This is a genomic window from Anaerostipes caccae L1-92 (assembly GCF_014467075.1).
Lineage (GTDB): Bacteria > Bacillota > Clostridia > Lachnospirales > Lachnospiraceae > Anaerostipes > Anaerostipes caccae.
Genome location: NZ_AP023027.1, coordinates 1,737,311 through 1,758,741 on the forward strand (window position 1 = coordinate 1,737,311; position 21,431 = coordinate 1,758,741).

At 48.6% G+C, this 21,431-nt stretch carries 20 protein-coding genes; all 20 read left to right on the plus strand.

Annotation, left to right across the window (positions count from 1 at the left end):
• Positions 1–16: 16 nt before the first annotated feature.
• The 20 genes from ANCC_RS08520 to cbiB all read left to right on the plus strand — a co-directional run bounded on the left by ANCC_RS08520 (position 17) and on the right by cbiB (position 21,420).
• Positions 17–1,702 (plus strand): ABC transporter ATP-binding protein, encoded by a 1,686-nt coding sequence (locus tag ANCC_RS08520; protein WP_039946601.1) that lies wholly within the window; start codon positions 17–19, stop codon positions 1,700–1,702.
• 112 nt (positions 1,703–1,814) lie between these two features.
• Positions 1,815–4,337: an InlB B-repeat-containing protein gene (locus tag ANCC_RS08525; RefSeq protein WP_006567066.1), complete on the plus strand. Its 2,523-nt coding sequence runs from the start codon at positions 1,815–1,817 to the stop codon at positions 4,335–4,337.
• A gap of 170 nt (positions 4,338–4,507) precedes the next feature.
• A complete protein-coding gene (gene hemA, locus ANCC_RS08530) occupies positions 4,508–5,737 on the plus strand; it encodes a glutamyl-tRNA reductase (RefSeq protein ID WP_006567065.1) in 1,230 nt (409 codons plus the stop codon).
• 12 nt (positions 5,738–5,749) lie between these two features.
• Positions 5,750–6,208 (plus strand): precorrin-2 dehydrogenase/sirohydrochlorin ferrochelatase family protein, encoded by a 459-nt coding sequence (locus ANCC_RS08535; protein ID WP_006567064.1) that lies wholly within the window; start codon positions 5,750–5,752, stop codon positions 6,206–6,208.
• On the plus strand, positions 6,190–7,068 hold the full coding sequence (hemC, locus tag ANCC_RS08540) for a hydroxymethylbilane synthase (RefSeq protein ID WP_006567063.1): 879 nt from the start codon (positions 6,190–6,192) through the stop codon (positions 7,066–7,068). The genes ANCC_RS08535 and hemC overlap by 19 nt, the downstream gene beginning before the upstream one ends.
• A gap of 24 nt (positions 7,069–7,092) precedes the next feature.
• On the plus strand, positions 7,093–8,076 hold the full coding sequence (hemB, locus tag ANCC_RS08545) for a porphobilinogen synthase (protein WP_182483047.1): 984 nt from the start codon (positions 7,093–7,095) through the stop codon (positions 8,074–8,076).
• The gene (gene hemL / locus ANCC_RS08550; protein ID WP_039946681.1) at positions 8,076–9,350 is read left to right on the plus strand and encodes a glutamate-1-semialdehyde 2,1-aminomutase; all 1,275 of its coding nucleotides are present in this window, start codon (positions 8,076–8,078) and stop codon (positions 9,348–9,350) included. The genes hemB and hemL overlap by 1 nt, the downstream gene beginning before the upstream one ends.
• A 23-nt stretch (positions 9,351–9,373) precedes the next feature.
• Entirely contained in the window at positions 9,374–10,522 is a 1,149-nt protein-coding gene (gene cbiD / locus ANCC_RS08555) for a cobalt-precorrin-5B (C(1))-methyltransferase CbiD (RefSeq protein WP_006567060.1), read from the plus strand.
• Positions 10,519–11,214, plus strand: a complete 696-nt coding sequence (gene cobI, locus ANCC_RS08560; RefSeq protein WP_039946598.1) for a precorrin-2 C(20)-methyltransferase — start codon at positions 10,519–10,521, stop codon at positions 11,212–11,214. The genes cbiD and cobI overlap by 4 nt, the downstream gene beginning before the upstream one ends.
• Entirely contained in the window at positions 11,211–11,972 is a 762-nt protein-coding gene (cobM, locus tag ANCC_RS08565; protein ID WP_006567058.1) for a precorrin-4 C(11)-methyltransferase, read from the plus strand. Before cobI ends, cobM begins: the two co-directional genes overlap by 4 nt.
• Complete coding sequence (locus ANCC_RS08570; protein WP_006567057.1) at positions 11,969–13,015, plus strand: cobalt-precorrin 5A hydrolase; 1,047 nt, start codon at positions 11,969–11,971, stop codon at positions 13,013–13,015. Before cobM ends, ANCC_RS08570 begins: the two co-directional genes overlap by 4 nt.
• Positions 13,005–13,739 (plus strand): precorrin-3B C(17)-methyltransferase, encoded by a 735-nt coding sequence (gene cobJ, locus ANCC_RS08575; protein ID WP_006567056.1) that lies wholly within the window; start codon positions 13,005–13,007, stop codon positions 13,737–13,739. The genes ANCC_RS08570 and cobJ overlap by 11 nt, the downstream gene beginning before the upstream one ends.
• A complete protein-coding gene (locus ANCC_RS08580; protein WP_006567055.1) occupies positions 13,732–15,744 on the plus strand; it encodes a bifunctional cobalt-precorrin-7 (C(5))-methyltransferase/cobalt-precorrin-6B (C(15))-methyltransferase in 2,013 nt (670 codons plus the stop codon). The genes cobJ and ANCC_RS08580 overlap by 8 nt, the downstream gene beginning before the upstream one ends.
• Positions 15,734–17,113: a cobyrinate a,c-diamide synthase gene (locus ANCC_RS08585; protein WP_006567054.1), complete on the plus strand. Its 1,380-nt coding sequence runs from the start codon at positions 15,734–15,736 to the stop codon at positions 17,111–17,113. The genes ANCC_RS08580 and ANCC_RS08585 overlap by 11 nt, the downstream gene beginning before the upstream one ends.
• A gap of 1 nt (position 17,114) precedes the next feature.
• Entirely contained in the window at positions 17,115–18,164 is a 1,050-nt protein-coding gene (gene cobT / locus ANCC_RS08590; RefSeq protein WP_006567053.1) for a nicotinate-nucleotide--dimethylbenzimidazole phosphoribosyltransferase, read from the plus strand.
• 12 nt (positions 18,165–18,176) lie between these two features.
• Positions 18,177–18,689 (plus strand): bifunctional adenosylcobinamide kinase/adenosylcobinamide-phosphate guanylyltransferase, encoded by a 513-nt coding sequence (locus ANCC_RS08595; protein ID WP_006567052.1) that lies wholly within the window; start codon positions 18,177–18,179, stop codon positions 18,687–18,689.
• Positions 18,690–18,697: 8 nt separating this feature from the next.
• Positions 18,698–19,462, plus strand: coding sequence for an adenosylcobinamide-GDP ribazoletransferase (locus ANCC_RS08600; RefSeq protein WP_129701265.1), 765 nt, complete (start codon positions 18,698–18,700; stop codon positions 19,460–19,462).
• A 10-nt stretch (positions 19,463–19,472) separates the two neighbouring features.
• Entirely contained in the window at positions 19,473–19,856 is a 384-nt protein-coding gene (locus ANCC_RS08605) for a bifunctional adenosylcobinamide kinase/adenosylcobinamide-phosphate guanylyltransferase (RefSeq protein WP_006567049.1), read from the plus strand.
• Positions 19,853–20,461, plus strand: a complete 609-nt coding sequence (locus tag ANCC_RS08610; RefSeq protein ID WP_006567048.1) for a histidine phosphatase family protein — start codon at positions 19,853–19,855, stop codon at positions 20,459–20,461. Before ANCC_RS08605 ends, ANCC_RS08610 begins: the two co-directional genes overlap by 4 nt.
• On the plus strand, positions 20,452–21,420 hold the full coding sequence (gene cbiB, locus ANCC_RS08615; protein ID WP_006567047.1) for an adenosylcobinamide-phosphate synthase CbiB: 969 nt from the start codon (positions 20,452–20,454) through the stop codon (positions 21,418–21,420). Before ANCC_RS08610 ends, cbiB begins: the two co-directional genes overlap by 10 nt.
• Positions 21,421–21,431: the final 11 nt, after the last annotated feature.

Below are 21,431 nucleotides of genomic sequence, written 5' to 3' on the forward strand. Positions count from 1 at the left end.
ATCTAAGGAGGATATAATGAATCAGTTTTTAAAAGAAAATAAGTTTCTGCTTTTTGTCACTGTTCTATTTACTGTTGTAAGTTCTTTATCCTATGTTTTTATCGCTATAGTCCTGCAGAAAATACTTGATATTGCAGTTATAGGTGATAAGAAGGGTTTTTTGACGACGATGATCTTTTCACTGTTTTACTTTCTTTTTATAGGAATTTTTGCATATTTGCAGGAACTGTGCAGTAAGCGTTTCATCTGCAATGCGCTGCGTTCTGTCCGCACAAAGACATTTGAGGGAATAGAACGCCGCAGTACTGAAGATTTTGAAAAATATCAAACTTCTGAATACCTTTCCTTTATCACAAATGATGTGAAATTGCTGGAAGACAACTATCTCATCCCTTTGCTGGAAATCCTTCAGTATACGATTGTTTTTATAGCCTCCCTCGCAGTCATGATTTATTTTAGCCTTATTATCACAGTCTGCGTCATCTTTGCTGTTCTCCTGATGTTTATCGTTCCCGGTGTATTCGGCGGAATCATGGCAAAAAGACAGGAGGCATATTCAGAAAAACTTGCGGATTTTACCGGACATGTGAAGGATCTTTTGTCAGGATTTGAAGTCATTAAATCTTATGGGATGAAAAGATATGCGCTTTCCAGATTTGAAAAGAGCAGCATACAGACCATAAATGCAAAGTATTCCGTGGACAAAACAGCTGCTGCAAATGATGCCCTGTCCATGCTGCTTGCAGTTTTTCTGCAGGTGGTTGTCATTTTTCTTTCTGCTTATTTCATTATGACTGGCCGTGTGACACCTGGAGTGCTGCTGGGAATGACGCAGGCCAGCGGAAATCTTGCTAATCCGCTTTTGATGATTTTGGGAAGTATCCCAAAACTAAAAAGTGTGAAGCCGATCATAAAACGTCTGAAGAATTTGTCGGAGTACCAGGAAAGAAGGTTTATCGGCAAAACAGCCCCTTCATTAAACAAGAAAATATCGATTGATCATTTGAAATTTTCTTATGACAGCAGCCGGAATGTGATAGACGGACTCTCTTTGAACATAGAACAAGGAAAGAAATATGCGCTTGTGGGCAGAAGCGGCTGTGGAAAATCGACGCTTATCCGGCTGATTACGGGTTGTTACTCCAAATATGAAGGCACGATCAGGTACGATGATACAGACCTGGGAGATCTTGATCTCAGAAAAATTACGGAACTTTCCTCCGTCATTCATCAAAATATTTATATGTTTAATGAAAGCATCTATCATAACATTTGTTTACATCAGGAGTTTACGGACCACCAGCTGGAGGAGGCGCTAGAGGCCAGTGGTTCTGCCGGTTTTATCAGTCAGATGGCGGATGGTCTGTCCCATATCGCCGGTGAAAACGGGGCAAACTTGTCCGGCGGACAAAAGCAGCGCATTGCGGTTGCCCGCGCTCTGATCAGACATAAACCATTTTTGATTTTAGATGAGGGGACTTCCGCTGTTGATATGCAGACGGCATATGATATAGAAACCAGGCTTTTGAAATTGAAAGGACTGACACTGGTGACGATTACCCACAATATGAATGCAGATATATTTAAGATGTATGATGAAATTATTTATATGGAAGACGGCAGAATCTCTGAACAGGGCAGTTTTCAGGAACTTATGGAAGCAAATAAGAGATTCCGTGACTTTTTTGAACTGAAAAAGTAGTTATTACAGCATATCTATTTGATAAAAGTTTCCTTTTATTATAAAATAATAGAGAATTCATAGTTCTATTTTGTCAATACATTGCAGAATTCACAGGGGAAAGGGGTTTCGGATGAAAAGAGTGTTTAGAAAGAAGGTTTCCATATTTTTAACAGTTATTATAGTTCTCGGCACCACCGGGACAATATTTGCAGTAGAACCAGGAAATATAAGCGGCGGAAATGTCGTTTTAAATGAGAAGACAGGGACTGAATATACATCTCTGACAGAGGCAGCGGCCAATGCAGCGGAGGGGGATACACTCAAACTTCTGGAAGATATTACGCTGGACAGTAAGATAATCATAAACGAAAAGATAACGATTGACTTAAACGGAAAGAGTCTGAACGCATCTTCGGACGGTGATTGGAGCAGCGGTGTCATTTATAACGAACAGTCATGGAAGAGTTATATCTTTACTATAAAAAACGGAACGATCAATCTTCCGAAACCGCCTTCGGATACGAAAAATGTGATCGGCATCTATAATCACATTGGCAGTATAGAAGCTGAAAGTCTGTCTGTAATCTACGGCGGTCCGCCGGCTTTGGCGGGTCAGGTGACCGGAATCCGAAACAGTGGAATGAATGTCACTGTTTCAAACTGCAGTTTTCAGGTAGATGACAACGGTGTTGTTTTTCTCACTGACGGAGAAAGCTCAAAGGTTATGGTGAAAGCCGGGACCTTTTCAAAGAATCCTCTGTCCGAAGATAACATTTCACTCAGCAAAGGGTATATCATGGAAGAGGCGAACGGTATGTTCGTTGTAAAAGCAGATGAAGCAGCGAAGATCAGCAGAGATGGAGCGGATATTATTTATACCACATTGGCAGAAGCACTCAGAAAGGCAGAGGCCGGAGAGACCGTAGTGCTGCTCAAAGATGTGCCTGCCGCCAATGAACAATTCTCAATTGATAAATCCATGACATTGGATTTGAACGGACACAGCATCGGATCTGTAAAAGAGCAGACTTTTTTGATAAATAAATATGGGGAAACGATTGAAGTTAAGCTGAAAAACGGAACGATTACCAATGACAGCAGCGAACCTGGCAAGTTAAGCATAGCGGTGTTTGCAAGACAAAGAGTCAAACTGTATCTGGAGAATATGAAGCTTACATCGAATCCAGACGCCGGTATGATGGGATATGGCCTGAGGATCGGAAACGGCGACAACAATTTGGCACCGGAAGTCACTGTCAGCGGTGCTGACACCCGGATCACCGGAAGCGGCGCGGGAATTGCGCTGATCGGCAGCGGCACCTATGGGACTGCATCCCTGGTGCTGAATGACGGCTCAGTGACCGGGGGATCTTATGGCATTGCAGGAAACGGTACTTTTGACGGTACGGATATTACGGTGAACGGTAGCGCTGTAAAAGCTTTGAATACCGGCGGGGCGGCAGTCTATCATCCTCAGAACGGCAATCTGACAATCAACGGCGGAATTTTTGAAGGAAGCGCAGGGATTCAGTATCTCGGTGAAGGAAAGGTTTCAATATCAGGAGGAGTGATTACCGCTTCCGATGAGCGGGTCAATCCGGTGATTCCCTCAGGAGACGGGGCAGTCCGTGACGGAGCGGCACTTTCCATCATATCCAGAGGCGGAGAATACGGAGGTGCTCGGGGAGCCGAGGTATCTATTACCGGGGGTACATTTATAAGCAAACATAATATAGCGGTCCGGGAATACGGTGCGGACAATCTCGATTCTCTAGTTAAAACACTGAATATCAATCAGGGGGAAGGAAAACTCTTAAAAGTTTGGAGCAGCGACGGACAGAAGGCAATGCAGATGGACAAAATGGATACCGATGAAATACCTCCGATTACCTCAGGCACATTTTCAGGTGATGTTTCGGATTTATATGACGAAATGAAGTATCAGCAGAATCCGCCGGATGCGCTCAAAGATCCTGGAGCAGTCGTTCCGAGGTCATATAAGATCATTTATGATTATGCCGGAGGAGGACTGCCTCAGGGACAAAAGAATCCGGGGACATACACCTATTTTGACGATGAAATTCTCCTGATCAATCCTCAGAGAACAGGTTATGAATTCGCTGGATGGATGGGGACCGGATTCCCGCTGCCGTCGCAGGATGTGAGCATTCCGGAAGGTTCTTACGGCGACCGTTCCTATATAGCCGTGTGGTCTGCCAAAGAAGCATCTATTGTATTTAAAGTGAATGGGGGCAGCTCTGTGGACAATCTTACAGGATTGACAGACCAGAAGATTTCTGACCGCAGCATGCCGAAGACGTCAAAAGAAGGATATATGTTTACTGGCTGGTTTGATCAAAATGGAAAGAAATCAGAGCTTCTGCCGGAGAAATTCCCGGCGGGAACAACGGTTTACAGTGCCGGGTGGAAAGCGGTTCCAAAGGAGGATGAACAGAAGGCTGCTGTGCCTCCGTCCAACAGTTCATCCGCGCCGAAACCGAAGACCGGCAGCTCAGTCCAATCGAAGCGGGTCACCAAAAATACGGCTAAAGCTGGAGAGTCTTTGGGCTTTGCAGGTTGGGCAGGAGTCATGCTCATGTCGCTGATATGCGGTGTGGCTGCGGCAAACCGTAAAAAGAAAAATGTCTCCTAGACAGGAACTTCTTAAAACAAAAGGAACTATCGTTGGATGGTTCCTTTTGTTTGATGAATACTTATCCAGTAGGTATGTTTGGCAGAGAAATGCCGGATGAGCTCTGTTTTTAGTTGCGCTTTTTCAGCAAAACGTGCTAAAATTCTTTCAGACATAAAAAGGAGTTAGCTATGGAACTTTCGATGATAGGAATAGATTATCATACGGCATCGGTGGAGGAGAGGGAGCCGTTTGCGTTTACAGATTCAGGAGCCGTCCGATTCATGAAGTCGGTGAAGGAAACAGACCCAGACGCGTCCTGTATTGTCCTGTCGACCTGCAACCGGACAGAACTTTGGTTTTATAATCTGACACCTGACCCCCTGGATTACCTTTTCACACAGTTGCCTCATATAAAGAATTCGGGGAGAGAGCTGTTCGTCCGAAGATCCGGGACTGAGGCTGTTTCTTATTTGATGGAAATGACCAGTGGTCTCCATTCTCAGATCCTTGGGGAAGACCAGATTGTCTCCCAGGTCAGAGAGGCGCTTAACCGTGCCAGAGAATGCTGTAAGCCGGATCCTGTTCTGGACACGCTGTTTCGGATGGCTGTGACGGCAGCAAAAAAAGTCAAAACGGAAACCCGGATCGGAAGCAGGGACACCTCTGTGCCGGAACGGGCCGTTTCGATTTTGGAAGACCGATACGGCTCATTTAAAGGAAAACAATGTCTGGTCATCGGTAATGGAGAAATGGGCCGTCTTCTGGCCGCATGGCTGATACATAAAGGGGCCTGTGTTTCCATGACTCTGCGGCAGTACCGGAAACAGGACGTCATGATCCCGGCAGGATGCGGAGTCGTTCCTTACCGGGACCGGTATAAAACCATGGGAACCATGGATTTTGTTTTCAGTGCCACAAAAAGTCCACACTATACGGTCCATGCGCAGCAGGCGGCAGAGGCTCTGGAGGAGAACTGCTCTTATGTATTTGCAGACCTTGCAGTGCCAAGAGACCTGGACCCGGATCTTACAGAGCTGCCCGGATGCTGCCTTTTAGATATGGACGATCTGGGCCTTCAGGTATCGGCGGATGCCGGGGAACTTAAGAAGGCAGAAGAAATCATTTGCGAGCAGTCTGATGAGTTTATGAACTGGTATTATTTCAGGGACTACATTCCCCTGGTCCGGGAAGTCAGCAGCGCTGCCGGGGAACTGACCAATGCCAAGCTGAAGAAGACATACAGGGAGTTAAGGAAAAAGCACCGGGATGTAAGCGGTCTTCAAAAAGAGGTGATGCGGGCATCGGAGTCAGCAGTTGAACGAATCCTCTTCGGGCTTAAAGATGTGCTCCCGAGGCAGGAGTGGAAACATATCCTTGAGGCACTGGAATTGTCGGCAGATGAGGTGGATATTTTTTAAGGAGGCTTGACCATGGGATACTTTCCATTGTATACAGATATCCGGCATTTCAGGATTTTGATGGTCGGAGGGGGCGCAATCGCCCTGCGGAGGCTTAAGACACTTCAAATGTTTCATGAACATATCACCGTCATATCGCCGTCTGTCTGCAAAGAGATAGAAGACATGGTTCTTGAGGGCTTTGTCACCTGGATTTCCAGGAGTTATGTTTCAGGAGACCTGAAAAATTTTGATATGGTGCTTGCCGCAACAGATGACAGGGAAGTCAATCACATTATTTTTCTGGAAGCCCGGAGGGAGAAAATACCTGTCAATATCAGCGACTGCAAAGAAGAGTGCAGTTTTTATTTTCCTTCAGTTATAAAAGACGGGGATATTGTCATCGGGGTTACATCCGGAGGTGCCGATCATAAAAAGACAAAACAGACAGCAGACAGAATCAGGAGTTTGATATGGAACCAAAAAGACTGAGGATTGGAAGCCGCGAAAGCCTTCTGGCTGTGGCTCAGACAAGACTTGTAATAGAGCAGTTAAAAGCAAATTATCCGGAGCTTTCTTTTGAACTGGTGACTTTGAAAACCACCGGGGATAAGATTCTTAATAAGACATTAGATAAGATTGGGGGAAAGGGCCTCTTTGTGAAGGAACTTGACCAGGCCCTTCTGGACGGAAGGATCGACATGGCGGTCCACAGTATGAAGGATCTGCCTATGGAGATCTCTGATGACCTTCCCGTGGCGGCAGTGCCTAAGCGGGGTGATCCGAGAGACGTGCTTGTGCTTCCTTCATCCGGAGATTTTGAAGAATTTGGACAGGTGATCGGTTCTTCCAGTGCCAGAAGAGTTCTCCAGGTAAGAAGATTGTTTCCGGAAGCAGAGTTTCAGAGTATCCGGGGGAACATCCACACGAGACTCCGCAAATTGGACAAAGGACAGTATTCGTCACTGATCATGGCGGCCGCGGGACTGAAAAGAGCAGGCCTTAAAGAGCGGATCAGCCGTTATTTTTCAGTGGAAGAAATGCTGCCGGCGGCAGGGCAGGGGACACTGTGCGTTCAGGTGAGGAAAGATTTTGATCAGTCCCTTTTTTCCTGTATCCATGACAGGGAGACGGAACTTGTGACCGAGGCGGAACGGAGTTTTGTACGTGCTCTGGACGGGGGCTGTTCTTCTCCGATCGCGGCATACGCAGAGATTACAGGGAGTGACCTTTGTCTTACCGGTCTTTATTATAATGCAGCAGATAATACCGGAAGGAAAATGAGCATCACTGGGAAGGCACAGGATGCCGGTGGGCTTGGACGGCGCCTTGCAGAACAGATACAGGAATAAATGATACAGAAAGAAGGATGCAGAATGGATATGACAATAAGATCAAGAAGACTCCGGTCCACACCGGTATTGAGAAAGATGGTGCGGGAGACGAGGATGGATGCGTCTTCTCTCATTTATCCGCTTTTTGTGCGGGAGGGAGAAAATGTGAAAGAAGAAATTCCGTCCATGCCGGGACAGTTCAGGTACAGTCTGGACCGGATGCCGGAGGTGCTGAATGAAATGGCGGATGCCGGGGTGACGAGTGTTATGCTGTTTGGAATTCCGGATATAAAAGATGAGTGCGGAACCGGGGCCTGGTCAGAGTACGGCATCATCCAGAAGGCATTGAGAAAGGCAAAAAAGGAAGTGCCGGATCTCTATTATATTACAGACGTGTGTATGTGTGAGTATACTTCCCACGGACACTGCGGTATTTTAAGCGGAGAACGGGTGGACAACGACAAGACTCTGCCCATGATTGCTAAGATTGCCCTGTCCCAGGCACAGGCCGGGGCCGATATGGTAGCCCCGTCTGATATGATGGACGGCCGGGTCTCTGAGATCAGAAGTCTGCTGGATCAGCACGGTTACACAGATGTGCCGATCATGTCCTATGCGGCCAAGTATGCTTCCGCCTTTTACGGTCCATTTCGGGATGCCGCCGGATCTGCCCCTTCTTTTGGAGACCGGAAGAGTTATCAGATGGATTATCATAACCGTCTGGAGGCCCTGAAGGAAGTGAAACAGGACTGCGAAGAAGGAGCGGACATCATCATGGTGAAACCGGCTCTCTCATATCTGGACATTGTGCGGGATGTCCGGAACACGGTCGATCTTCCGGTAGCTGCATACAGCGTCAGCGGGGAGTATGCTATGATCAAGGCGGCAGCCATGAAGGGCTGGATTGATGAGGATCAGATGATCTGCGAGACGGCTGCCGGGATTTACCGGGCAGGCTGTGATATCCTCCTGACGTATTTTGCGAAGGAGATCGCCGCATTTATGAGAGAAGGGAGGATCGGATGATGACCAGATCAGAAGACTTATTTAACCGCGCCAAACGGGTACTGCCGGGAGGCGTCAACAGCCCGGTGAGGGCCTACAAGTCTGTGGGTGGCTGTCCGCGGTTCATTAAAAAAGCGGAAGGCACTTATGTATATGACGAAGAAGGAAAACGTTATCTTGATTACATCGGCTCCTGGGGACCGATGATCCTAGGACATAATCATCCAGAGATCCAACAAGCGGTAGTGGAAGCTGCTCAAAAGGGGCTGAGCTTTGGTACGGCCACAGAGATCGAAGTCAAGATGGGAGAACTGCTCTGCAGCCTGGTGCCGTGTTTTGATATGGTCCGCATGGTCAATTCGGGCACGGAGGCCGTGATGAGTTCCATTCGGGCGGCGAGAGGTTTTACAGGCAGAGATAAGATCATCAAATTTGAGGGATGCTATCATGGACATTTTGACGCACTGCTGGTCAAAGCAGGGTCCGGTGTAATGACCGCCGGAATCCCGGACAGCTCTGGGGTGCCAAAGGGTTGTGCGATGGATACCCTGACTGCGGTGTATAATGACATAGACAGCGTCCGTAAATTATTTGAAGAAAATCCGGGACAGATCGCCGCGCTGATCATTGAACCGGTGGCGGCAAATATGGGGGTTGTACTGCCGAGAGAAGGCTTTCTTAAGGATCTCAGAGACATCTGTACCGAGAACGGGACACTGCTGATTTTTGATGAGGTCATCACCGGCTTCAGACTGGGACTTACCGGCGCACAGGGAACTTACGGCGTGATGCCGGACTTGGCCACATTCGGAAAGATCATCGGAGGAGGCATGCCGGTAGGCTGTTACGGAGGAAAGCGGGAGATCATGGAAATGATCGCACCTCTCGGCAGTGTTTATCAGGCCGGGACTCTGAGCGGAAATCCGGTTGCCATGGCGGCCGGTATCACGGAACTTACAATTCTAAAAGATCACCCGGAAGTCTACCGGCATCTTGAGAAACTCGGAGAGTCTTTCAGGAGCGGTGTAAAAGAGATCTTAAAGCGGCACGGCAGGGAATATCAGATTACAGGGACAGGCTCCTTAAGCTGTCTGTTTTTTACAGACCGTCCGGTTACCAATTATGAGGATGCAAAGACTTCGGATGTATCAGTATTTGCAGAATATTTTCATTATATGCTGGATCACGGAATCCATCTGGCCCCGTCCCAGTTTGAAGCTATTTTCTTTAACAATGCTATGAAACAGGAGGATGTAGATCTGACGCTGGATGTGATGGATTCCTTTTTTTCATAGAGAAGACAGCCGGGAGGAATTCTATGGGCAGGGGACTTGAAGAACATAAGGTCATAAAGCAGAATAAAGAGCTGAGATGCGGTTTTACGACAGGCTCCTGTGCGGCCGCCGCAGCCAAAGGAGCTGCGGCAGCTCTGCTTTTTGGGAAACAGGAGGCAAAGATTTCTCTTATGACACCAGCGGGTATCCGTCTTTTTCTGCCCCTGGAGGATTTCAGGGTATCAGATAATTCGGTTTCCTGCTGTGTTACCAAAGATGCCGGAGACGACCCGGATGTCACAGACGGGATTCATATTTATGCGGAGGTGAAAAAAAATCCTTCTCCCGGAATTCTCATAGAAGGAGGAGAGGGGATTGGTCAAATTACAAGAAAAGGCCTTTTTCTGCCGGTCGGCGAGGCGGCCATTAACCCTGTGCCGAGGAAAATGATCACGGATGCCGTGCAGGAAGTTCTTGACTGTTCCGATTATGAAGGAGGTCTCTCAGTCACCGTCCGGACGCCGGAGGGAGAGGAGACTGCAAAGAAAACCTTTAATCCGCGCCTCGGGATCGAAGGAGGGATCTCGATTCTCGGAACCACCGGGATCGTAGAACCTATGAGCGAAGCGGCGATAGTCAAAAGTATTGAAACAGAGATGCGGATTCTGCTCGCAGAGGGAAACGGGTACCTTTTAGTGACGCCAGGGAATTACGGGGCTGACTATGTAAAAACACACTGCGGCATTTCGGGAGACAACATCTTAAAGTGCAGTAACTTTGTGGGTGATACGATCGACATGGCTGTCAATTTAAAGGCCAGGGGTCTTTTGTTTGTGTCCCATATCGGAAAGTTCATCAAGCTTGCAGGCGGGATTATGAATACCCATTCAAGAGAGGCAGACTGCCGGGCAGAGCTGATGGCTGCCGCTGCAGTGAGGAGCGGTGCAGGTCTTAAAACGGTCAGGGAGATTCTTCAGACAAAAACCACGGAAGAGGGCATTTCGTTACTGAAATCAGAAGGTATTTTGGAGCGGACAATGGAAGATCTGTTAGAAAAGATTGGGGAGAATCTTTCCCGAAGAGCCTATGACAGGCTGCTGACCGGTGCCCTGGTCTTTTCAGGCGGACACGGATTTCTGGGACAGACGAAACACACAGATTTACTATGGCAGAAACTAAAGGAGACAGAATGAGCGGAACACTATATGGAATCGGGGTGGGTCCCGGGGATCCGGAACTTATAACGCTAAAGGCAGTGAGAAAGATCAGAGAGTGCGCGGCAGTCGCTGTTCCGGGCAGAAATCCGGAAGAAAGCACGGCTTTTCAGATTGCGGTCAGGGCGTGTCCGGAAATAAAAGATAAAAAACTGATCGGTATCCATATGCCTATGACGCGAGATGAAGAAAAACTGAAGGAGAACCATGAAGCGGGGGCGTTTCTTTTGACAGAACATCTGAAGAAAGGGATGGATATCGCTTTCTTAACGCTCGGTGACCCCACTGTGTATTCTACTTACCTGTATTTACATAAGATTGTCAGAAAACAGGGATTTTTGGCAGAGATCATAAGCGGTATCCCCTCTTTTTGTGCGGCTGCGGCCAGAATGGAAACAGGCCTTGCAGAGAAAGACCAGGCACTGCACATTTTACCGGCAGCCTATGAGGTGGAAGAATGGCTGGAACTTTCGGGGACAAAAGTATTCATGAAGGCAGGAAAACAGCTGGCCAAGGTGAAGAAAAAATTGTCTGAAAAAAATCTGGACGGAAGAATGATAGAAAACTGCGGAATGAGAGATGAGAAACTTTATGGCAGCATCAATGAGATCCCACAGGAGGCAGGGTATTACTCCCTGATCATCGTAAAGGAACAGGAGGATGTACAATGATCCATTTTGTCGGAGCGGGCAGCGGAGCGCCGGACCTGATCACCATCCGGGGAAAACAGCTGATCGAGACAGCGGATATCCTGATCTACGCCGGATCTCTGGTGAATCCGGAGCTTCTTTTATATGCAGGGCCTGACTGTAAGATCTACAACAGCGCAGAAATGACACTGGAGAAAGTTTTCAAGGTCATGGAAGAAGGGGAACAGGCGGGGAAGGACACGGTCCGGCTGCACACCGGAGATCCATGTCTTTACGGGGCTGTCAGAGAACAGATGGACCTTCTGGATGAAAAAGGTCTCCCATATGATTACTGTCCGGGTGTCAGTTCCTTCTGCGGAGCAGCATCTGCTTTGAACTTAGAATATACACTTCCCGATGTGTCACAGAGCGTCATCATTACAAGGATGGCGGGAAGGACCCCGGTCCCGGAAAGAGAAAGCATTGCATCTTTTGCTGCTCACCAGGCCACTATGGTGATTTTCCTCAGCACCGGAATGTTAAAGGAATTATCAGAGAAGCTTGTGGAAGGCGGATACGCAGAGGAGACACCGGCGGCTATCGTCTATAAGGCGACCTGGGAGGATGAGCAGACCTTCCTCTGTACCGTGGCGACTCTCTTTCAGACGGCAGAGGAGCACGGGATTACGAAAACAGCGCTGATCATTGTTGGGGATGTGGTCTCCCATCATCATTATCAGAGGTCGAAGCTCTATGATCCGGAGTTTACCACGGGATACAGAAAAGGAAACGGGAAATGAAGACAGTCATCATTTGCTTTAGCCAAAGAGGGTTAAACCTTGCCGAAAAATTGAAGACGGGTCTCAATAAGTCGGGCCACAGAGCAGAAATCTCAGTGAAATCCGGATATATCAAGAACCGGGATGTGCACTGTGTAACAGAGTCATTAAATGACTGGACTGCCAGGCAGTTTCGGGAAAAAGACGCCTTATATTTCATCGGGGCCTGCGGGATTGCGGTGAGGGCTATTGCACCTTTTATCAAAAGCAAAGACACTGATCCGGCTGTCATAGCAATCGATGAGACAGGAAACTTTTCGGTTCCTCTGCTGTCCGGACATCTGGGAGGCGCCAACGATCTGGCAGAACAGGCGGCTTTCCTCACAGGCGCTGTTCCTGTGATTACTACGGCTACGGATATCCATCAGGTGTTTGCAGTGGATCTGTTTGCAAAAAAGAACCGTCTGCATATCATGGATCTTGGGCTTGCCAAAGAAATATCCGCCTCTCTGCTGTCAGGGATGCCGGTCGGGTTTCACAGTGACTTTCCGGTGTCTGGGAATCTGCCGGAGGGACTGGTGCGGGGGGAAGATACAAAACTCGGCATCTGCATTTCTGTGAGGAAGAATTTTCTTCCTTTTGCGAAAACCCTGAGGCTGATTCCGAAAGCTCTCGTTTTTGGAGTGGGATGCAAAAAAGGCACACCGGAAAAAGCCATCAAACAGGCTTTTTTACAGGTATGTGAAACAGGGCAGCTTGAGCCTTTGGCATTGGGATTGGCAGCCAGCATTGATTTAAAGAAGGAAGAACGCGGACTCCTTGGTTTTTGCAGGGAGAAAGCAATTCTTTTTCAAACGTTTACTGCCAAGGAACTGATGCAGGCAGAAGGAGCATTTACATCCTCTGCCTTTGTCAGCCGCGTGACCGGCGCAGATAATGTTTGTGAGAGAAGTGCCTTTCTGGCGGCCGGAGACGGAGGGAAACTGATTGTGGGCAGACAGGCTGGAAATGGCGTGACTGCGGCTCTTGCGTTAAAAGATTGGAGGATCAGGTTTGAGTCATAAAATATATGTAGTGGGCATCGGTCCGGGAGCGTATGAACAGATGACCGTAAAGGCAGCGGATGTTTTAAGACAGAGTGATGTCATTATCGGATATACCGTATACATTGATCTGGTGAGAGATCACCTGCCGGGCAAACAGTTTCTGTCTACTCCCATGACAAAAGAGACAGACAGGTGCCGAATGGCATTTTCGGAGGCCCGGAAAGGAAAGACGGTGTCGGTGATCTGCAGCGGAGATGCGGGAATCTACGGGATGGCCGGACTAATGTATGAAATCGGCGCACAATATCCTGATACAGAACTGGAAGTCATACCGGGGGTCACGGCAGCCACAGCCGGAGCGGCACTGCTTGGGGCACCATTGATCCATGATTTCTGCGTCATCAGCCTGAGTGATCTGCTGACTCCGTGGGAAACCATCGAGAAGCGGATTCTTGCGGCTTCCAGGGCAGACTTTTCTGTCTGTCTCTACAATCCGTCCAGCAAAAAGCGTCGGGATTATCTGAAAAAGGCATGTGAACTCATGCTGAAGTATAAATCCCCGGACACGGTATGCGGAATCGTAAAAAATATCGGAAGAGAGGGGGAGGAGAAGTCTCTCCTCACTCTTCAGGAGCTTAAAGACGCAGAGGCGGATATGTTTACCACAGTATTTGTTGGGAACTCCCAGACAAAGACCCTGTCCGAAGCGATGGTCACTCCGAGAGGATATCAAGATGTATAAAGTATTTTTATTTGCGGGCACCACAGAGGGCCGGGAACTGGCGGAGTTTCTAAGCCGGGCCGGCGTGGAGGTCTTTGTATTTACGGCAACTGAATATGGGAAAAGCCTGATCAGGGAAGCGGAGCATATGGTCCTGTCTCCTGAAAGGCTTTCCGCAGAGGAGATGGAAGAACAGATCGGAACCGAAAATCCGGATCTTGTGGTTGACGCCACACACCCGTATGCAGAATTGGTAACAGAAAATATACGGTCAGCCTGTATCCACACCCACACGGAGCTGATACGGCTGGTAAGGGACGAGGGCACCTGGGACGGAGGAGACATTACCTGTGTCAGTTCCGCAAAAGAAGCAGCGGAGTTTCTTTCACGCACAGAGGGAAATGTTCTTTTGACAACCGGAAGCAAAGATTTGGCAGAGTTTACTGCGGTTCCTGAATTTGAAGAGAGGATTTATGCGAGAGTCCTCTCTCTTCCGGATGTGGTAAAAAGCTGTGACGAAATGGGGTTTCGGGGAAATCATTTGATCTGTATGCAAGGGCCGTTTTCAAAGGAACTGAATACTGCAATGCTCAGGCAGTATGGCTGTAAATGGATGGTGACAAAGGCCTCCGGTATGGAAGGCGGATTTCCGGAAAAATTAGAGGCCGCGAAAGAGGCGGGAGCAAAGCTTCTGATCATTGGGAGGCCGAAGAAGGAAGCAGGGCTTACCTTTAAAGAATGCCGGAAGATGCTGAAGGAACGTTTTCAGATCCCATACCGTCCGGAGATTACTCTTGCAGGTGTGGGAATGGGAAGCATCGAAACGATGACAGGAGAGGCAGTACGTGCATGCCAAAAGGCAGATCTTCTGATCGGAGCCGGCCGGGTGCTGGAAACAGCAAAAAAAGCGGCCGGAAACGCTCGTAAGGCAGAGATTTATGAGGAATATAAAAGTGAAGAGATTTTGGCATACATAAAGGCTCATCCGTTTTATGACCATATTGCCATTGCTGTGTCAGGGGATCCCGGATTTTACAGCGGGGCAAAGAAACTGTACGGACTGCTGTCCTCTGAAAAAGAATGGAACGTAAGAGCAGTGTCCGGCATTTCTTCTCTGTCCTATTTCATGGCCAAACTTCGTATTTCCTGGGAGGATGCGGTGATGGTTAGCTGCCATGGACAGAAAAGACATCTTGTACGGAAAATAGCAGAAAACGGGAAAGTATTTGCGATCCTGGGCACAGGAACACAAATCGGGGAGCTGGCGAAGGAACTCCTTCAATATGGCCTTTGGGAGGTTACTCTCCATATAGGGGAACGGCTTTCCTATCCCGGCGAAAAGATCAGATCCGGCCCGCCTAAGGAATTCCTTTGCTGCAAAACGGATACTTTAAGTGTGCTCTGTGTGGAAAATCCAAAGCCGCGGAATCGTTTTGCTTTTCACAGTTTACAGGATGATCTGTTCGTGCGCGGAAAGGTTCCCATGACGAAGGAGGAGGTGCGGAGCATCACTCTTTCAAAGCTTCAGCTTTTGAAAGATGCTGTCTGCTATGATATCGGTGCAGGCACGGGATCTGTCTCCATAGAGATGGCAGAGAAAGCAGATGAAGGACGCGTATATGCAGTGGAAAAGAAACCGGAAGCGGCAGATTTGATCCGTCAAAACCGGAGAAAGTTCTGCATGGATTCTATACATATCGTGGAAGGTACGGCACCGGAGGCATTAAAAGGGCTGGAACCTCCCACCCATGTCTTTATCGGAGGGACTTCAGGCGGTCTCACAGAAATCCTTCATGCTGTGTTAAAGAAAAACCCCAGGGTCAGAATTGTTATGAACTGCATAACGCTGGAGACACTTACAGAGGCAGTCAAGGCCTTTCAAACTCTGCCTGTCACGAAGCCGGATATCGTGAATGTGACGGTGAGCAGGGCGAAAAAAGCCGGCAGTTATCATTTGATGATGGGAGAAAATCCGGTTTATATCCTTTCCTGCACTGGGACCGGGGAGGTGCGCCGTGAAGATTGACAGACTCTTATTTACGGCCCCGCAGAGTGCAGGAGGGAAGACGATGGTGACCTGCGGCATTCTTGCCGCCCTTGGAGAGATGGGGAAAAAGGCGGTATCCTTTAAGTGCGGGCCGGATTATATTGACCCGATGTTTCACCGGAAAGCAGTCGGAACCGATGCCTGGAATTTGGATCCTTTTCTGACAGCGGCTTCGGCACTCAGATCCCTGCTGGCCCGCCATGCCAAAGACGCCGATCTGGCTGTGATAGAGGGCGTCATGGGGTATTATGACGGCCTCGGAGGGACAACGGCAAAAGCCAGCGCATATGAACTGTGCAGCATCACAGGAACTCCTGCAGTCCTGATTGTCGATGCAAAAGGGATGAGTACTTCTGTCCTGGCACAGATTCATGGCTTTTTATCATGGAAAAAGGACAGCGGCATCCGAGGGGTCCTTCTAAACCGGATATCTCCGATGCTCTATCCCCGGATGAAACAATTGATCGAGGAACGGCTGGACATCCCGGTTGCAGGCTATGTGCCGGAAGTCCCGGACTGTGTGTTTAAAAGCCGTCACCTCGGTCTTGTGATGCCGGATGAAATCAAGGATATCAAAGAGAAGCTTCACCGTCTTGCGGGTATTATGAGAGAAACTATCGACTGGGATACATTATTTAGAATTGCGCAAGGTGCCTCTTTCCTGGAGGCAGAAGATGAAACGGATTCTTTTGAGAACACATCGTTTTCCAAGGTAAGGATCGGGCTTGCAAAAGATGAAGCCTTCTGTTTTATGTACAGAGAAAATTTAGAACTGCTCAGTGACATGGGAGCGGAACTTGTATTTTTTTCGCCTATTCATGACAGACACCTGCCTAAAGATTTGGACGGACTGATCTTTTACGGCGGTTATCCGGAACTTTACGGAATGGAACTTGAGGAAAATCATGTGATGAGACGAGAGACTGCATCTGCTGTGTCTTCCGGGCTTCCATGTATGGCCGAATGCGGAGGCTTTCTGTATCTTCACAGGGAGATGGAGGACAAAGACGGTATTTTCAGGGAAATGGCAGGCGTGATTCCGGGAAAGGCATATAAAGAGGACCGTCTTTCACGGTTCGGATATATCTCTCTGAGACAGAACTCTGGCAGCTTGTTTGGAACCAGTCCTGCAGAGCTTACGGCTCACGAGTTTCATTATTATGATTCCGACTGCTGCGGGCAGGACTTTTATGCCAAAAAACCAGTGGGAAACAGAGGCTGGGAATGTATCTACGCATCCGATACTTTGTTTGCAGGTTTTCCTCATTTTTATTACTATGGCTGTCCGGAGCTTCCAAAGGCATTTTTAAGGAAATGCCGTCAATACCAGACGGAAAAGAGGAGATAAAATGGACATCACAGAAATCAGCAGTCATATCACGAAACCGGATGAAGGCGCCATGAAACGGTGCAGAAAGCGCTGGGACAGCATAGCAAAACCGCTGCACAGCCTTGGAAAGCTGGAAGATCTGATCGTAAAGATCGCGGGGATCACCGGAAGTGAGCGCATCAATCTCACGAAAAAAGCACTGGTTTGTATGTGCGCCGACAACGGAGTCGTGGAAGAGGGAATTTCCCAGTCAGGACAGGAGGTCACGGCGATCGTCTCTGAAAACATGTTAAACGGCAGGGCTACTTCCAGTGTGATGTGCCGGCATCTGGGGGCAGATCTGTTTGCCGTGGACGTGGGAGTCGCATGCGAGACGTCTCTGATTCAAAAGAAATCAGGCTTTGGGACAAGAAATATGCTGAGAGAGCCTGCGATGTCCAGAGAGGAAGCCGTCAGCGCAGTCAATGCGGGAATTTCCATGGCATTTGAACTTTCCCGTAAGGGATATTGTATCGCAGCCACCGGCGAGATGGGAATCGGAAATACGGCCACCAGCAGTGCGGTCGCATCCGTTCTTCTGGACCGGCCGGCAGAAGAAATGACCGGGCGTGGAGCGGGCCTCGATGATCAGAGACTCCGGTGCAAGATTCAGGTGATTACACAGGCAGTAAACCTGCACCAGCCAGACAGGAAGGATCCGCTGGATGTCCTATCCAAAGTCGGCGGTTTTGATCTGGCCGCTCTGACGGGATTCTTCCTGGGCGGAGCGGCAGTAAGACTTCCCATTGTGATCGACGGTTTTATTTCCGGGACAGCGGCTCTGGCGGCAATGAAAATCTGTCCTGACGCAGTCCATTATATGCTTCCTTCCCACAAGTCAAAGGAGCCGGCGGCAGGACTGCTGCTGGATGCGCTTGGTCTGGACGCCTGCCTTGACTGCGGCATGAGCCTTGGAGAAGGGACAGGGGCTCTTATGCTGTTTCCTTTACTGGACACGGCATTGGATGTCTATGAAAAAATGAGCACCTTTGATGAAATCAACGTGGAACAGTATGTTCCTCTCAGCTGAAAGGAGGGCAGGATGTTTACCTTAGTCACCGGCGGCAGCGGCAGCGGAAAATCAGAATATGCAGAGAGTCTTGCAGATTCCTGGAACGATCCGAAAATCTATATAGCAACGATGATGCCGTTTGATGAGGAGACCAGAAAGAAGATCCAAAGACACCGGGAGATGAGACGGGACAAAGGGTTTGTCACCTTAGAATGTTTTACCGGCCTTTCTGATCTCTGTCTTCCTGAGGAGTGCCATGTGCTGCTGGACTGTATGTCAAACCTTACGGCCAACGAAATGTTTACAGAAGAGGGAGCAGGTGCTGATACAAGAGCATCCATTCTTTCCGGTATAGAACATCTTCTGGCATCTGCAGAGGATGTATGTATTGTCACAAATGAGATTTTTTCAGACGGAATAGAATATGGAGCCGAAACGATCCTCTATCAGAAATATCTTGGGGATTTAAACTGCCGGATGGCAGAAATGGCAGACCGGGTGGTGGAAGTAGTATGCGGGATTCCGCTGAGACAGAAAGGATGAGACAAAAAATGAAGCAGCTTTGGAACAGCTTTAAAATCGCATTTTCCATGTATTCCAGGATTCCTGTGCCGAAAAGTGAGTGGACAAAAGAATATATGAAATATACCCTTTGTTTTTTTCCGGCAGTTGGGGGGATTGTGGGGCTTCTTGTCATCTGCTGGTCCGATTTCAGCAGCTTTTTGAACTTGGGTATCCTGGCCCGCACTGCCGGCCTGGCTCTGATCCCGGTCATTGTCACCGGAGGCATCCACATGGATGGATTCATGGATACCGCAGACGCTTTAGGGTCCTGCCGGGACAGAGAAAAAAAGCTGCTGATTTTAAAAGATCCCCACTGCGGAGCATTTGCCGTTCTCTCATGCGTGGGTTATTTTATTGCTTATGGAGGCGCCCTCAGTGAGATCGGAAGAGGAAATCTTTTGATTCTTTCCTGGGGATTCGTGCTGTCACGGGCGCTGAGTGCCTTTTCCATCGCATCTTTTCCCATGGCAAAAGAAACAGGGCTTGCGGCATCCTTTTCGGGGACTGCCCACAAAAGAGCGGTGCGCGGAGTCTCGGCTGTGACAGCGGCAGGGTCTGCGGCCGCCATGTGTCTCTTAAATCCTGCTGCCGGACTTTTGTGTATTGGAGGAGCCATTTTATCCTTTGCCTGGTATTACCGGATGTCGATGAAACAGTTTGGCGGCATTACAGGAGATCTCGCAGGGTGGTTTCTGCAGATATGTGAGCTGTCTGCGGCCATATGCCTGGCCGTAATAGAGAAAATAATGTAAAGGAGCAGTCATGATCATCATCATAGGAGGAGCATTTCAAGGAAAAAAACAATATGCGGAAAGGGTCACCGGCATTCCGGGAAATCAGATGACAGACGGAGCGGATTGTTCTTTGGAGGAGATTTATTCCTGCCAATGCCTGTATCATTTTCATGAATGGGTCAGGCGGAAACTGCCGGATATAAAGGATTATGAACAGGAAGCCAGGAAAATTTTTGAGGCAAACCCGGAGCTGGTCCTTATAGCTAATGAACTCGGCTGCGGTGTTGTGCCGGCGAATGCATTTGACCGGAATTTCAGGGAGACAGAGGGAAGGCTTCTTACCTGTCTGGCCGGGATGAGCAGTGAAGTGCACCGGGTCGTGTGCGGAATAGGGACGGTGATAAAGGGATGATCAGAGGATACGTGATCCGGCACAGCATGACAGAGAGTAATGCTTCAGGCCGCTATGCTGGAAAAAGAACAGATGAAAATTTAAGCCCGGAAGGGATCTCCTTGTGTCTGGACCGGATATATCCGCAGACAGACGTGGTCTATACAAGCCCTATGAGGCGGTGTATACAGACTGCCGGACTTCTTTACCGCGGGAAAAAGCCGGTGATCCGGGAACATTTCGCTGAGTGTGATTTCGGCATTTTTGAGGGAAAGAACTACATAGAGTTATCCGATGAACCGAAGTATCAGGAATGGATCGACAGCAACGGAACCCTCCCTTTTCCTGGGGGAGAGAGCAGAGAAGAATTTCAGGCCAGGTGTCTTGAAGGGTTTTCTCTATGCATAGAGCACTGCATACAGTATCAATATAGAACTTTTGCAATGGTAGTCCATGGAGGAACGATCATGAGTATTTTAGACGGATTTGCCGTCCCTCACAGGGATTATTTTGACTGGCAGGTAAAAAATCTGGAGGGATATGAAATAGAGACGGATGAGAAACAATGGGTCATAGGCAGTCATGAAATCTATATCAGAAAAGAGGGATCAGACATATGGAAGTAAGAGCAGCAGCATTATTGTTTGGGTTTTTCCTGGACTTCCTGTTCGGCGATCCCCGCTGGCTCTGTCATCCCGTCCGCCTGATCGGTTCTGCCATATCAGCGGCGGAAAAAGGAATCCGGTCTGTTTTTCCTCAGACACCACGAGGAGAACGGGCGGGAGGAATTCTTCTGATCCTCCTGATCGGGTCCGCATCCTTCGCCCTTCCGTTTTTTGCTTTGAAAATACTGTACGGATGGAGCCAGGCGGCAGGGTTTCTTTTGGAGTCTTTTTTCTGTTATCAGCTGACGGCGGCAAGAGGCTTGAAAGATGAAAGTATGAAAGTTTACAGAGAGCTTACCGAAGGATCTCTTTTAGGGGCCAGAAAGGCAGTTTCCATGATCGTCGGAAGAGATACAGAAGAACTAACCCGGACCGGTGTTATAAAGGCCGCCGTGGAGACCGTGGCGGAAAATACATCGGATGGAGTCGTGGCCCCGTTATTTTATATGACATTAGGCGGTGTTCCGCTGATGTTTCTCTACAAAGCCATCAACACGATGGATTCCATGGTGGGCTATAAGAATGAACAATATCTGAATTTTGGCAGATATCCGGCGAAATTGGATGACCTGGCAAATTATATCCCTGCAAGGCTGTCTGCATGGTTTATGATTGCTGCCTGTATTTTTACCGGAAATGATGTGCCGGCGGCCAGACGGATTTACAGGAGAGACAAAAGAAACCATAAGAGTCCCAATGCTGCCCACACGGAAGCCGTGACAGCGGGAGCCCTGCATATCCAGCTGGCAGGAAATGCCTGGTACTTTGGAAAACTTTATGAAAAACCAACCATAGGCGATGATTTAAGACACCCGGAGCCGGAAGATATAAAAAGAGCCAACGGCCTTATGTACGGATGCAGCCTCTTGGCAGCCGCCGTTTTTGGGATTATACTTATGTGTATCGGATGGAAGTTTTGACCGGAAGGAGG

Excerpts from the sequence above, each read along its gene's own strand:
- cobT (WP_006567053.1), top strand. The coding sequence starts at position 17,115 with ATGGACATCACAGAAATCAGCAGTCATATCACGAAACCGGATGAAGGC.
- hemB (WP_182483047.1), top strand. The coding sequence starts at position 7,093 with ATGGATATGACAATAAGATCAAGAAGACTCCGGTCCACACCGGTATTG.
- ANCC_RS08605 (WP_006567049.1), top strand. The coding sequence starts at position 19,473 with ATGATCATCATCATAGGAGGAGCATTTCAAGGAAAAAAACAATATGCG.
- ANCC_RS08600 (WP_129701265.1), top strand. The coding sequence starts at position 18,698 with ATGAAGCAGCTTTGGAACAGCTTTAAAATCGCATTTTCCATGTATTCC.
- ANCC_RS08525 (WP_006567066.1), top strand. The coding sequence starts at position 1,815 with ATGAAAAGAGTGTTTAGAAAGAAGGTTTCCATATTTTTAACAGTTATT.
- ANCC_RS08595 (WP_006567052.1), top strand. The coding sequence starts at position 18,177 with ATGTTTACCTTAGTCACCGGCGGCAGCGGCAGCGGAAAATCAGAATAT.
- ANCC_RS08570 (WP_006567057.1), top strand. The coding sequence starts at position 11,969 with ATGAAGACAGTCATCATTTGCTTTAGCCAAAGAGGGTTAAACCTTGCC.
- ANCC_RS08580 (WP_006567055.1), top strand. The coding sequence starts at position 13,732 with ATGTATAAAGTATTTTTATTTGCGGGCACCACAGAGGGCCGGGAACTG.
- ANCC_RS08520 (WP_039946601.1), top strand. The coding sequence starts at position 17 with ATGAATCAGTTTTTAAAAGAAAATAAGTTTCTGCTTTTTGTCACTGTT.
- hemA (WP_006567065.1), top strand. The coding sequence starts at position 4,508 with ATGGAACTTTCGATGATAGGAATAGATTATCATACGGCATCGGTGGAG.
- ANCC_RS08535 (WP_006567064.1), top strand. The coding sequence starts at position 5,750 with ATGGGATACTTTCCATTGTATACAGATATCCGGCATTTCAGGATTTTG.
- hemL (WP_039946681.1), top strand. The coding sequence starts at position 8,076 with ATGACCAGATCAGAAGACTTATTTAACCGCGCCAAACGGGTACTGCCG.
- hemC (WP_006567063.1), top strand. The coding sequence starts at position 6,190 with ATGGAACCAAAAAGACTGAGGATTGGAAGCCGCGAAAGCCTTCTGGCT.
- cobM (WP_006567058.1), top strand. The coding sequence starts at position 11,211 with ATGATCCATTTTGTCGGAGCGGGCAGCGGAGCGCCGGACCTGATCACC.
- cbiB (WP_006567047.1), top strand. The coding sequence starts at position 20,452 with ATGGAAGTAAGAGCAGCAGCATTATTGTTTGGGTTTTTCCTGGACTTC.
- ANCC_RS08610 (WP_006567048.1), top strand. The coding sequence starts at position 19,853 with ATGATCAGAGGATACGTGATCCGGCACAGCATGACAGAGAGTAATGCT.
- cobI (WP_039946598.1), top strand. The coding sequence starts at position 10,519 with ATGAGCGGAACACTATATGGAATCGGGGTGGGTCCCGGGGATCCGGAA.
- cbiD (WP_006567060.1), top strand. The coding sequence starts at position 9,374 with ATGGGCAGGGGACTTGAAGAACATAAGGTCATAAAGCAGAATAAAGAG.